10 protein-coding genes are annotated in these 12,229 nt (G+C 69.5%); 7 read left to right on the forward strand and 3 right to left on the reverse strand.

Annotation, left to right across the window (positions count from 1 at the left end):
- Positions 1-53: 53 nt before the first annotated feature.
- The 4 genes from tgt (at position 54) to secF (ending at position 5,205) form a co-directional block, all read left to right on the forward strand.
- A complete protein-coding gene (tgt, locus tag CSC64_RS06560; protein ID WP_162434523.1) occupies positions 54-1,169 on the forward strand; it encodes a tRNA guanosine(34) transglycosylase Tgt in 1,116 nt (371 codons plus the stop codon).
- Between the two features lie 818 nt (positions 1,170-1,987).
- The gene (gene yajC, locus CSC64_RS06565; RefSeq protein ID WP_162434524.1) at positions 1,988-2,320 is read left to right on the forward strand and encodes a preprotein translocase subunit YajC; all 333 of its coding nucleotides are present in this window, start codon (positions 1,988-1,990) and stop codon (positions 2,318-2,320) included.
- A 58-nt stretch (positions 2,321-2,378) separates the two neighbouring features.
- Positions 2,379-4,223 (forward strand): protein translocase subunit SecD, encoded by a 1,845-nt coding sequence (gene secD, locus CSC64_RS06570; protein ID WP_162434525.1) that lies wholly within the window; start codon positions 2,379-2,381, stop codon positions 4,221-4,223.
- Positions 4,224-4,239: 16 nt separating this feature from the next.
- On the forward strand, positions 4,240-5,205 hold the full coding sequence (gene secF, locus CSC64_RS06575; protein ID WP_162434526.1) for a protein translocase subunit SecF: 966 nt from the start codon (positions 4,240-4,242) through the stop codon (positions 5,203-5,205).
- 57 nt (positions 5,206-5,262) lie between these two features.
- Here the strand turns inward: secF and CSC64_RS06580 are convergent, their stop codons facing one another.
- On the reverse strand, positions 5,263-6,087 hold the full coding sequence (locus CSC64_RS06580; protein WP_162434527.1) for an inositol monophosphatase family protein: 825 nt from the start codon (positions 6,085-6,087) through the stop codon (positions 5,263-5,265).
- Between the two features lie 107 nt (positions 6,088-6,194).
- Here CSC64_RS06580 and CSC64_RS06585 point away from each other — a divergent pair, with 107 nt between their 5' ends.
- From CSC64_RS06585 to CSC64_RS06595, 3 genes are all read left to right on the forward strand, one after another.
- The gene (locus CSC64_RS06585) at positions 6,195-6,977 is read left to right on the forward strand and encodes an RNA methyltransferase (protein ID WP_162434537.1); all 783 of its coding nucleotides are present in this window, start codon (positions 6,195-6,197) and stop codon (positions 6,975-6,977) included.
- A 100-nt stretch (positions 6,978-7,077) separates the two neighbouring features.
- Positions 7,078-7,947 (forward strand): phosphate/phosphite/phosphonate ABC transporter substrate-binding protein, encoded by an 870-nt coding sequence (locus CSC64_RS06590; protein ID WP_162434538.1) that lies wholly within the window; start codon positions 7,078-7,080, stop codon positions 7,945-7,947.
- Positions 7,944-10,070, forward strand: coding sequence for a putative bifunctional diguanylate cyclase/phosphodiesterase (locus CSC64_RS06595; protein WP_162434528.1), 2,127 nt, complete (start codon positions 7,944-7,946; stop codon positions 10,068-10,070). The genes CSC64_RS06590 and CSC64_RS06595 overlap by 4 nt, the downstream gene beginning before the upstream one ends.
- 106 nt (positions 10,071-10,176) lie before the next feature.
- Here the strand turns inward: CSC64_RS06595 and CSC64_RS06600 are convergent, their stop codons facing one another.
- Together CSC64_RS06600 and CSC64_RS06605 are read right to left on the reverse strand one after the other, a co-directional pair.
- Positions 10,177-10,833, reverse strand: a complete 657-nt coding sequence (locus tag CSC64_RS06600; RefSeq protein ID WP_162434529.1) for an exopolysaccharide biosynthesis protein — start codon at positions 10,831-10,833, stop codon at positions 10,177-10,179.
- Positions 10,817-12,163 (reverse strand): hemolysin family protein, encoded by a 1,347-nt coding sequence (locus CSC64_RS06605; RefSeq protein WP_162434530.1) that lies wholly within the window; start codon positions 12,161-12,163, stop codon positions 10,817-10,819. The genes CSC64_RS06600 and CSC64_RS06605 overlap by 17 nt, the downstream gene beginning before the upstream one ends.
- Between the last annotated feature and the right edge of the window lie 66 nt (positions 12,164-12,229).

The raw sequence follows: 12,229 nt of genomic DNA on the forward strand, positions 1-12,229 counted from the left end.
GGGGCCGCAGCGGCGCCGTGCGACAATGCCGGCCGTTTTCGCCCGTGCCGGCCATGTCCCGATTGCAGTTCAAGCTCCACGCCAGCGATGGCGCCGCCCGGCGCGGCAGCCTGGCGTTTCCGCGCGGCACGGTGCAGACCCCGGCGTTCATGCCGGTCGGTACCTATGGCTCGGTCAAGGGCGTGCTCCCGGACCAGGTCCGCGACCTCGGCGCGGAGATCATCCTCGGCAACACCTTCCACCTGTACCTGCGACCCGGACTGGACGTGATCGGCGCGCACGGCGGCCTGCACGGCTTCGCCCGCTGGAACGGGCCGATCCTGACCGACTCCGGCGGTTTCCAGGTGTTCTCGCTGGCGCACCGGCGCAAGATCACCGAGCAGGGCGTGACCTTTGCCTCGCCGACCGACGGGGCGAAGGTGTTCCTCGGTCCCGAAGAGAGCATGAGGATCCAGCAGGTGCTGGATTCGGACGTGGTGATGATCTTCGACGAGTGCACGCCGTACCCGGCCACCGAGGACGTGGCGCGGCGCTCGATGGAGCTGAGCCTGCGCTGGGCGCGGCGCTCGCGCAACGCGCACGACGAGCTCGGCAACGACGCGGCGCTGTTCGGCATCGTCCAGGGCAGCGTCTACCACGACCTGCGCAGCCGTTCGCTGGACGGGCTGCAGGCCATCGGCTTCGACGGATATGCGATCGGCGGCCTGGCGGTGGGCGAGCCGGAGCACGAGCGCAACGCCATGCTCGAGCACCTGCACCCGCTGCTGCCGGCCGACCGGCCGCGCTACCTGATGGGCGTGGGCCGGCCGGAGGACCTGGTCGAGGGCGTGGCCCGCGGCGTGGACATGTTCGACTGCGTGATGCCGACCCGCAACGCGCGCAACGGCCACTACTTCACCTCGTTCGGCACGGTCCGCATCCGCAATGCGAAGTACGAGCGCGACCTGGACCCGATCGAGCCGGGCTGCGGCTGCGTGGCCTGCGCCGGCGGCTACACCCGCGCCTACCTGCGCCACCTGGACCGCTGCAACGAGATGCTCGGGCCGATCCTGGGCACCCTGCACAACCTCTGGTACTACCAGAAGCTGATGGCCGGCATGCGCGCGGCCATCGCCGAGGGCCGTTTCGAGGCCTTCCGCCGGGCGTTCTACGCGGCCCGGGGCGGATAGTCGGGGCTGGCGGGCGGACCGCAACCGCAACCGCAACCGCAGGGCAAGGGCAAGGGCTGTGGGTTTCGTCGGCTCCGGACGGAGTCCGCCGTCGCATGGGGGCATGGCCCACCCCTCGGGACGACATCCTGTCTTTACTCAGGGCCGTGGCACATCCATGTGCCACTTGGTCCATGCCCCCATGCGCCGACGGCCTTCGGGCACGTTGGGGTTCGCGCCTGCGGCTCTGGGACCATCCAGGTCGCCTTTCCGACAGGGGCCTGCTCTTCTGTAGGAGCTCCCTTCAGGGGCGACCCGAGGACGCCGGAACGCAGCTGCGTTCAACGCACCCGCTCCGGAGACCATGCTTGGTATGAAACTGCGCCTTCCAACGTCCTCGGGTCGCCCCTGAAGGGAGCTCCTACAAAAAACAAACGCCGGATGGGACGATTGTTCGGTTTGCTCTCCATTTGAACCGCACGGCGCAGACCCAAAAGCTCCCGAAGGCCGTCGTTGCAGCGGGGTATGGCCCAAGTGGCACATGGATGTGCCACGGCCCTTCGTAAAGACAGGATGTCGTCCCGAAGGGTGGGCCATACCCCGCTGCAACGGCGGACTCGGTCCGAAGCCGGCGCTTTTGACCTTGTGACGCCCGAAGCCAGAGAGTGGCCAAGTCCACCCGGAGTCAGCCCCAACCCGCCGGAAGCCAGAATTGGCGTCCCTCGGCTCCTCCCGGGAACCGCCGCCCCCGGAAATCGGTCACAGTCCGGGCTTGCAATGGGCCGGGGCCGCCCCTATGGCATAATCCCCGGCTATTTTCAGCTGAACCAGGAAGACCCATGAGCCTTGTCGCCACCGCCGTCCCGGCCGTCATCGCTGCCGCTCCCGCCCCGCAGGGCGGCTTCGGCATGCTGCTGTTCCCGATCATCCTGATCGCGATCATGTACTTCCTGATGATCCGCCCGCAGATGAAGCGGCAGAAGGAGCACAAGGCGATGCTGGACAAGCTCTCCCGCGGCGACGAAGTCATCACTTCCGGCGGCGTGGCCGGCACCGTCACCGACATCGGCGACAACTTCGTCACCGTCGAAGTGGCCGACAACGTGCGCATCCGCGTGCAGAAGGGCTCCATCGGCAACGTCCTGCCCAAGGGCACCCTGAAGTCCGCCTGATCCTCCCGTCCCACCGTTGAGCGTGGTCCCGCGCGGCGGGACCGCGCGGGGTCCCGCAATGCTCGAATTTCCCCGCTGGAAATACTTCGTCATCCTGCTGGTGCTGGCGCTCAGCGTGCTTTATGCGCTGCCCAACGTGTACCAGAGCGACTACGCCGTGCAGGTCACCGGCAACCGCGGCGCGGCGCTGGACGACGCGCTGAAGACCCGCGTCTCCGGCTACCTGCAGCAGGCCGGCGTGCAGCCGAAGTCGGTGGCGGTGGAGAACGACAGCCTGCTGGTGCGCGTGGTCGACGCCGACGCCCAGACCCTGGCCGCCGACACCCTGCGCGAGAACCTGGGCGAGAACTACACCGCCGCGCTGAACCTGGCCTCCAACGTGCCGGTGTGGCTGCAGCGCTTCGGCGCCCAGCCGATGGTGCTGGGCCTGGACCTGCAGGGTGGCGTGCACTTCGTCCTGCAGATCGACCAGAAGGCCGCGCTGGAGAAGCGCGTGGACGCGTACGTGGAGGACGTCCGCGTCACCCTGCGCGACAACCGCATCCGCTACACCGCCGTGGACCGCCGCGCCGACCACAGTATCGCCGTCACCCTGGCCTCCGATGCCGACCCGGCCAAGGCCCGCGAGCAGCTCGCCCGGACCATGCCGTCGCTGTCTCTGGAAGGCGAGGGCAATCGCCTGGTGGTGCGCATCCCCGAGGCCGAGCTGACCCGGATCGCCGGCTCGGCGATCGAGCAGAACATCGCCACCCTGCGCAACCGCGTCAACGAGCTCGGCGTCGCCGAGCCGATCATCCAGCGCCAGGGCGACGACCGCATCGTCGTGCAGCTGCCCGGCGTGCAGGACACCGCCGCGGCCAAGCGCATGATCGGCGCCACCGCGACCCTGGAGTACCGCGCGGTGATCGACGGCAACGCCGCCGACGCCCTCGCCACCGGCCGGGTGCCGCCGGAGGCCAAGGTCTTCCAGCGCCGCGGTACCGGCGAGCCGGTCCTGCTGAGCAAGCGCGTGATCGTCACCGGCGACCAGATGGTCGCGGCCACCAGCATGATCGACCAGAACGGCCAGCCGGGGGTCAGCGTGACCCTGAACAACGTCGGCGGCGATCGCATGTTCGAGTTCACCAGCGGCAACGTCGGCAAGCCGATGGCGGTGGTGTTCACCGAACGCATCCCGCAGGTGACCATGGTCAACGGCGAGGAAGTGCGCAGCTTCCGGGTCAAGGAAGAGGTGATCTCGGTCGCCACCATCAACGGCGTGTTCGGCAAGAACTTCCAGACCACCGGCCTGGAGAAGGCCGAGGCCGAAGAACTGGCCAAGCTGCTGCGCGCCGGCTCGCTGGCCGCGCCGATGGATTTCGTCGAGGAGCGCATCGTCGGCCCCAGCCTGGGCAAGGAGAACGTGGAGCGCGGCGTGACCGCGGTGCTGTACGCATTCCTGTTCACCCTGGTGTTCTTCGGCGTGTACTACCGCATGTTCGGCCTGATCACCGGCATCGCGCTGCTGTTCAACCTGCTGATCGTGGTCGCGGTGATGTCGCTGTTCACCGCCACCATGACCCTGCCGGGCTTCGCCGGCCTGGCCCTGTCGATCGGCCTGTCGGTGGACGCCAACGTGCTGATCAACGAGCGCATCCGCGAGGAGCTGCGCGCCGGCGTGCCGCCGAAGGCCTCGATCGTCACCGGCTACGAGAAGGCCAGCGGCACCATCCTCGACGCCAACCTCACCGCGATCATCGCCGGCATCGCCCTGTACGCCTTCGGCACCGGTCCGCTCAAGGGCTTCGCCGTCACCCTGGTGATCGGCATCCTGGCGTCGATGTTTACCGCCATCACCGTCTCGCGCGCGATCGTCACCCTGGTGTACGCCCGCCGCAAGAAGCTCAAGTCCCTGGCCATCTGACGGGAAGGACACGCACATGAAGATCTTCCCGCTGACGCTTATCCCGAACGATACCCGCATCGATTTCATGAAGATGCGGTGGGTCGCCCTGGCCATCGCCGCGCTGCTGTTCGTCGCCTCGGTGGGCACCATCGCGACCAAGGGCCTGAACTACGCCCTGGACTTCACCGGTGGCACCGTGGTGGAGGTGCGCTTCGACCACGCGGTGAACGTGGAAGGGGTGCGCGAGCGCCTCGACGCGGCCGGCTTCGAGAGCGCCCAGGTGCAGAGCTTCGGCTCCGGCAGCGACGTGCTGGTGCGCCTGCAGCCGCGCGACGGCCAGACCACCACCGACGCCAACAACCGTACCGCGCAGGAGGTCATGGCCGCCATCTCCACTGCGGACAACGCCGCGCACCTGCTACGCACCGAGTTCGTCGGCCCGCAGGTGGGCGCCGAACTCGCCCGCAACGGCGTGTACGCGGCGCTATTCGTGGTCGTTGGCTTCCTGATCTACATCGGCGCCCGCTTCGAGTGGAAGTTCGCGGTGGTGGCCACCGTGACCACGATGTTCGACGTGCTGGTGACGACGGCGTTCTTCGCCTGGACCGGGCGCGAGTTCGACCTGACCGTGCTGGCCGGCCTGCTGGCGGTGATGGGCTTCTCGATCAACGACACCATCGTGGTGTTCGACCGCGTCCGCGAGAACTTCCGCGCCCTGCGCGTGGAGCCGCTGGAGATCATGAACCGCTCGATCAACCAGACCCTGTCGCGCACCATCATCACCTCGGTGGTGTTCTTCCTGTCGGTGCTGGCCCTGTACCTGTACGGCGGCGGCTCGCTGGAAGGCCTGGCCCTGAGCCAGATGATCGGCGCGGTCATCGGCACGCTGTCCTCGATCTTCATCGCCTGCCCGATGCTGACCTTCGGTCCGCTCAAGGTCACCAAGCAGGACCTGCTGCCCAAGGCCAAGGACGAAGCTGCGCTGGCCCGCCGCCCGTAAGCGGCCGGCCACGTGCAGTGTTGGAAGAAGCCGCCGCAAGGCGGCTTCTTTTTGGCCTCAGTTGAACGCCGCGGCGTACCCGGTGTTGACGATCAGCTTCTGCAGTTCGTCGGCGACCTTGACGTTGGCGGCGATGATCGGCCGCGCCTCCGGGCCGCGTTCGTCCATGCGCGGCGTCGCCGCACCACGGAAATCGCAGACCCGCCCGCCGGCCTCGCGCACCAGCAGCACGCCGGCGGCGATGTCCCAGGCTTTCACCCCGGCCTCGAAGTAGGCATCCAGCCGCCCGCAGGCGACGTAGGCCAGGTCCAGCGCCGCCGAACCGGTGCGGCGCACGTCCTCGGCCTGGACCAGCAGCGAGTCCACGCACTTGAGCTGAGCGCTGGCGCGGGCGCGTTCGCGCGGCGGGAAGCCGGTGCAGACCACCGCGCCGCCCAGGTCCTTGCGGTCGGCCACGCGGATGCGCTTGTCGTTGAGTACCGCGCCGCCGCCGCGGCTGGCAGTGAACAGTTCGTTGCGCAGGGGATCGAAGATCACCGCGTCGATCGGTTCGCCGTTGTCGACCAGGGCGATGGACACGCAGTAGTGCGGGAAGCCGCGCAGGTAGTTGCTGGTGCCGTCGAGCGGGTCGATCACCCACTGGAAGCGGCCGTTGCGGCCGGGCTGGTGGCCGCTTTCCTCGCCGAGCACGCCGTATTCGGGGTAGGCGCGGCGCAGCTCCTTGACGATCACCTTCTCCGCGTCGGCGTCCACTTCGCTGGCGTAGTCCATGCGCTGCTTCTGGACCACGTTGAGCGCGTCCAGCCGGTTGATGTTGCGCAGCAGGACGTTGCCGCCGAGACGGGCGGCCTTGACCATGACGTTGACGGCTGGGGATTGCATGGCGAAGGCTCCCGGGAGGGCAAGAGGGCGGAACGGGCGAAGGAAAAGAGCGGCCCGGCGCTCGGGGCCGGGCCGCGCAGTTTAACATCGGCGCCATGGCCGATCCCCTGAACGAATCCCCTGCCGCGACCGCGGCCGCCGCCAGCATCCGCTTCGTCCTGGTCGGGACCCAGCACCCGGGCAACATCGGCGCGGCCGCGCGCGCGATCAAGGCCATGGGCCTGGCGCGCCTGGTCCTGGTCGCCCCGGAGAAACCGCTGGACGACGTCGCCTACCGCCGCTCGGCCGGCGCCGAGGACCTGCTCGGCGCGGCCCCGGTGTTCGCCACCCTGGCCGAGGCCGTGGCCGACTGCCGCCTGGTGCTGGGCTGCACCGCGCGCAGCCGCCGGGTCCAGCTGGAGCAGCTGGAGCCGGACGCCGGCGCCGCGCGGCTGCTGGATTCGGCCGCCCAGAGCCCGGTGGCGCTGGTGTTCGGACGCGAGCGCACCGGGCTGACCAACGAGGAACTGCAACTGTGCCACGCCTCGGTCCACATCCCCTCCGACCCGGCGTTCAGCTCGCTCAACCTGGCCGCCGCGGTGCAAGTGCTGGCCTACGAAGTGCGGCGCGCGGTGCTGGCCGCCACGCCGCGTGAAGAAGCACCGGCCCGGTCGGACAATCTGCCGGCCACGCACGAGCAGGTCGAGGGCTTCTTCACCCAGCTGGCCGAGACCCTGGACGCGATCGACTTCCACAAGGGCCGTGCCCCGGAGTCGGCGATGCGCAAGCTGCGCCGGTTGTTCCTGCGCACCGGGCTGACCGTGAACGAGGTGCGCCTGCTGCGCGGGGTGCTGGCCGACGCGCAGCGCATGGCGCGGCTGGCCGGCGAGGGCGGCCGGCTGTCGCCCTGAGCCGTTTCCGGCTAGGCTCTGCAGCACGGGAAACAGGGGGCGCACGTTGTCCAGAGCGTGGAAATGGATCCAGGCCGCCGCATGCGGCGTGCTCCTGGCCATGGGCTTGCCGGTGCACGCCTCCGAGGACGCCCACGTCCTGGTGCTGGGCCGGATCAGCGACGACCCCAATGCCCACTACGCCCAGCTCAAGCCGCTGCTGGACTACGTCGTCCCGCGCATGGCCGACGTCGGCATCACCGAAGGGCGCGTGCTGATGGCGCGTGACGCGCAGCAGATGGCCAGCTACCTGCGCCGTGACCGGGTCGACTGGGTCACCGAGACCTCCAGCACCGCCGTGCAACTGCAGCAGCGCGCCGCGGCCAGGCCGATCCTGCTGACCGAACGCAACGGCGTCAGCCACTACCACACCGTGTTCTTCGTCCGGAACGACAGCCCGATCCAGTCGCTGCACGAGCTGCCCGGCCACACCCTGGCCCTGCAGAGCACCGCCTCGACCAGTGCCTACATGGTGCCGATGACCGAACTGCTGGACGCGCGGCTGTCGCCGGAGATCCTGCTGTCGCCGTCGGATATGCCCTCCGAGGGCCGGGTCGGCTACGTGTTCGCGCGCTCGGAGCTCAACATCGCGTCCTGGGTGCACAAGCGGATGGTCGACGCGGGGGCGGTGAGCAACCTGGACTGGAACGATCTGGAGCGCTTCCCCGAGGCGTTCAGGCAGGACTTCCGCGTCATCCACGAAACCAAGCCCTACCCGCGCGCACTCGAGCTGGTGCGCCCGGGCATGGCGCCGGAAGTGGAAGCGCGGCTGCGCCAGGTGTTGCTGGACGCCGCCGCCGACCCGTCCGCGGCCGCCGCGCTCAGGCTGTTCTTCAACACTTCGCGGTTCCTGCCGCTCGATGAAGGCTCCGAACAGTCGCTGGAGGCGCTGCGCAAGGGCGTCCAGCGCGTGCGCGCGGAGGTCGAATGAAGCTGCGGTTCGGCCTGCAGGCGCGTTTCCTGGTGGCCATGGCGCTGGTCCTGGGCGTGGTCCTGCTGGTGCTGTTCGTGCTGCTGCAGCGCCAGCAGCAGATGCGCGAGGAGACCGAGGCGCTCAGCCGCGAGGCCGTGCACCGGCTGATCGACAGCTACCTGCGCGACCACGCCCAGTCGACGGCGCGGCAGCTGGCGCAGAACCTGGCCAACCCGATGTATTACCGCGACCTCGACGAGATCGGTGCGGTGCTGCGCGACAACTCGCGCAGCAACCTGGTCCGCTACATCTGGGTCTACGACCTGGAAGGCCGCCTGGTCCACGACGGTTCGCTGGAGATCGCCGGCTACGGCCAGCGCATGGACGATCCGCTGGCGCCGGCGGCGCTCGGCGCCGACGGCCCGCAGGTGCAGGCCTCGCCGGAACTGCTCGATGCCTCGATGCCGATCATGGTCGGCAGCGAGCGGATCGGCGGCGTGCGCGTGGGCCTGGACCTGAAGGTGGCCGAACGCTTCGAGGACCGCAACCTGGAAGTGCTGGGCAAGCGCATGGACGAACTGGCGCGCCGCCACATCGGCTGGCTGGCGCTGCCGCTGGCGCTGCTGGTCCTGGTCTGCTTCCTCGCCGCCTGGTACGTGCAGCGCACCCTGGTCAAGCCGATCCGCTGGCTGGGGACTTCGGCGCGCCGGATCGAGGCGGGCGACTACACGGTCGAGCGCCTGCACAGCCGGCGCAGCGACGAGATGGGCGACCTGGTCCGTACCTTCGGCCGGATGAGCGAGTCGGTGGCGCGCCACGACCGCGAGGTGCGGCGCATGGCCTACACCGACGCGCTGACCGGACTGACCAACCGCCTGGCGTTCCGCGAGAGCCTGGACCACCGGCTGATGCTGCTGCGTGGCGCCGGCCGCGAGCTGGCCCTGCTGTTCGCCGACATCGACGACTTCAAGCGGGTCAACGACACCCTCGGCCACGAGGCCGGCGACGAGGCGCTGCTGCAATTCTCCAACCGGATCCGCGAGGCGGTGGAGAAGTACGGCGGCGACGACGCGCTGCTGGCCCGCTTCGGCGGCGACGAATTCGTCATCCTGATCCAGGAAGGCGATGTGCGCACGGCCGCCACCCGCCTGGCCGAAGTGCTGGTGGCCGAGCTGAGCCGGCCGCTGGTTATCCAGGACCGGCAGGTGTTCCTCGGCACCTCGATCGGCATCACCCTGTTCCCGGAAGACGCCTCCAGCGCCAGTGCGCTGATGAAGAACGGCGACATCGCCATGTACCAGGCCAAGGTCGCCGGCAAGAACGGCTTCCGTTTCTACAGCCGGGCCATGGACCATGCGGTCGAGCGCCGCGTGCACATGGAGCAGGAACTGCGCGGCGCCTGGGAGCGCGGCGAACTGAGCGTGGTCTACCAGCCGGTGTGCCGGACCAGCGACGGCCGCGTGGTCGGCGCCGAGGCGCTGCTGCGCTGGCACCACCCGATGCTGGGCATGATCGCGCCGTCGGTGTTCATCGACGTGGCCGAGCAGAGCGGGCTGATCGAGGGCATCGGCCCGCACGTGCTGCGCGCGGCCTGCAACGAGGCGGTGCGCTGGGCCGACATGGGTAGCGGCGAACGCCTGTTCGTTTCGGTGAACGTGTCGCCGCGGCAGCTGCGCAAGGGCGACCTGCCGGACATCGTCGCCGACTGCCTGCGCGAGACCGGGCTGCCGGCGTCGTGCCTGCACCTGGAGCTGACCGAGACGGCGGTGATCAGCGACGAGCTGCAGGCCGCCGCGATGCTGGCGCGGCTGCACAGCACCGGGGTCAAGGTCTGGCTGGACGACTTCGGCACCGGCTTCTCCGGGCTCAGCCACCTGCGCCGGGTGCCGGTGGACGGAGTCAAGATCGACCGCAGCTTCGTCGCCGATTTGCAGCGCGACCCGGACGATCTGGCCCTGACCACCGCGATCATCGCCATGGCCCATTCGCTCGGGATCACCGTGGTCGCCGAGGGCGTCGAGAAGGAGGCGCAGTACAACCTGCTGTGCGAGCGTGGTTGCGACCTGGTCCAGGGCTACTGGCTCAGCCACCCGATCAGCGCCACCGAGTTCGCCCACCTGCTGGCCCGCCGCGGCCGCTGACCCGCGCCGCGCCCCTGTAGGAGCCCGCATGAGGGCGACCCGACGCCGCACCCGGAGGCGTCGTTCAACCCGGCACGTCCAAAGCGCCGCGGCGCCGAGCCGGGGGCTACCAGAGCTGGCCGAGCCAGCGCCCGACCACGACGACCAGGCGTTCGGACAGCAGCCCCATCGACAGCAGCCCGGCGATGGAGAACAGCCACAGCGCCAGCAGCAGCGCGCCGTCGCGCTCCATCAGCGCCAGCGCATAGAGCAGCAGCAGGCCTGCGAACAGGTAGTTGGTCATCGGCAGCGGCAGCGCCAGCAGCACGCCCAGCGCGAGCAGCAGCAGGCCGGTGAGCGCATTGGCCAGGCGGTTGCCGGTCAGCACCTGCAGGCGCGGCCGCACCAGGTGCTCGAGCCGGGCCATCCACGGCGTGATCCGGTTGCAGAAGCGGGCCATGGTGCCGCGCCGCGGGCCGCGGCGACCGACGAATCCCGGGACCCAGGGCTTGCGCCGCCCGACCAGCAACTGCAGGCCGATCAGCACCACCAGCGGGCCGCTGACCATGCCGCCGGCGCCGGGGATGGGAATGAAGCCGGGCAGGATCGCCACGAACAGGAACATGCCGAAGGCGGTGTGGCCCAGCCCGTGCAGCAGCCCGTCCACGCTCAGCTGCTCCTCCGGGTCGCCGTGGGCGAACGACTGCAGCAGCCGGGCGATGCCATTGCCGCGCGGGCCGCCCGGCGCGGGTCCCGCCGGCGCCGGTTCAGATGGCGAGTTCATCGCCCTCGTGCCGCGGCATCCGCCGCAGCAGCAGCTTGTCGATGCGGGCGCCGTCCAGGTCCACCACCTCGATCCGCCAGCCGGCCCAGTCGAAGTGCTCGCCGACGTTGGGGATGCGGCCGAAGTGCGCGATGCACATGCCGGCCAGGGTGTGGTAGTCGCCGTCCTCGGCGTCGGGCAGGGCGGTGCCGCCCATCAGCTCGCGCAGGTCCTCGGTGGGCAGGGTGCCGTCGACCAGCAGCGAGCCGTCGTCGCGGGTGACCACCAGCGCGTCCTCGTCGGTGTTCTCCACCGCCTGCAGCCGGCCCACGATCGCGCCCATCAGGTCGCTGACGGTGACCACGCCCTGGATCTCGCCGTATTCGTCCACCACCATCGCCAGGGACTGCTGCTCCTCGCGGAAGATCTCCAGCAGCTTCATCGCGTGGGTGGACTCGGACACGAACAGCGGCGTGCGCAGGGTGCGGAACATGCCGCCGTCCTGCAGCGCGCCGGGCGTGTGCAGCAGCGACTTGACCTCGAGCACGCCGGCCACGTCCTGGTCGCCACCGCGATAGACCGGGTAGCGCGAGAACTGGTGCTCGCGCATCACCTCCAGGTTCTCCTCCAGCGCCGCGCCGGTATCGAGCCAGGCGATGCGGTTGCGCGGGGTCATCAGGCTTTCGGCGGTGCGGTCGCCCAGGCGGATCACCCGGTTGACCATGTCGCGCTCGTGCGCGTCGATCACGCCCTGCTCGTGGCTCTCGGCCACCAGCATGCGGATCTCCTCCTCGCTGATGGTGCTGGCCTCGTCCTTGCCCAGGCCCAGCAGGCGCAGGACCAGGCGGGTGCTGTGCGAAAGCAGCCAGACGAAGGGGAAGGCGGCCTTCGCCAGCCACCCCATCGGCACCGAGACCACGCTGGCGATGTCCTCCGGTGCGGTGATCGCCAGACGCTTGGGCACCAGCTCGCCGAAGATCAGGGTCAGGAACGTGATCAGGGCCACGGCCAGGGTCTTGCCGATCAGCTCCGACAGCGGCTGCGGTTGCCCGACCAGGGAGAAGGGCGCCGCGAGCGACGGGAACAGCCCCTGCAGCCAGCCGGCGATGGCCAGGCCGATCGCCTCGCCACCAAACAGGCCGGTAAGGATGCCGATCAGGGTGATCCCGATCTGGACCGTGGACAGGAAGCTCTCGGGCTTCTCCGACAGCGCCAGGGCCTTGGCCGCGCGCTTGCTCGACTGGGCCAGCTGCTTGAGCCGGCTCTTGCGCGAGGTCATCACCGACATCTCCGACATCGCGAAGAAGCCGTTGAGCAGGACCAGGGCGAGGACGATCAGCAGCTCAGCCATGGGGTGTTACCCCGCGGCGGTGCGACGGAAAGAGGGGGCCGGGACGCGCGGGGTAACACCCCATGG

The organism is Pseudoxanthomonas koreensis, from assembly GCF_010093225.1.
Lineage (GTDB): Bacteria > Pseudomonadota > Gammaproteobacteria > Xanthomonadales > Xanthomonadaceae > Pseudoxanthomonas > Pseudoxanthomonas koreensis.

Bases quoted from the DNA above. Each gene is read 5' to 3' on its own strand.
- yajC (WP_162434524.1), top strand. From the start codon at position 1,988: ATGAGCCTTGTCGCCACCGCCGTCCCGGCCGTCATCGCTGCCGCTCCC.
- CSC64_RS06595 (WP_162434528.1), top strand. From the start codon at position 7,944: ATGAAGCTGCGGTTCGGCCTGCAGGCGCGTTTCCTGGTGGCCATGGCG.
- secF (WP_162434526.1), top strand. From the start codon at position 4,240: ATGAAGATCTTCCCGCTGACGCTTATCCCGAACGATACCCGCATCGAT.
- CSC64_RS06590 (WP_162434538.1), top strand. From the start codon at position 7,078: ATGGGCTTGCCGGTGCACGCCTCCGAGGACGCCCACGTCCTGGTGCTG.
- CSC64_RS06600 (WP_162434529.1), bottom strand. From the start codon at position 10,833: ATGAACTCGCCATCTGAACCGGCGCCGGCGGGACCCGCGCCGGGCGGC.
- CSC64_RS06605 (WP_162434530.1), bottom strand. From the start codon at position 12,163: ATGGCTGAGCTGCTGATCGTCCTCGCCCTGGTCCTGCTCAACGGCTTC.
- CSC64_RS06580 (WP_162434527.1), bottom strand. From the start codon at position 6,087: ATGCAATCCCCAGCCGTCAACGTCATGGTCAAGGCCGCCCGTCTCGGC.
- secD (WP_162434525.1), top strand. From the start codon at position 2,379: ATGCTCGAATTTCCCCGCTGGAAATACTTCGTCATCCTGCTGGTGCTG.
- tgt (WP_162434523.1), top strand. From the start codon at position 54: ATGTCCCGATTGCAGTTCAAGCTCCACGCCAGCGATGGCGCCGCCCGG.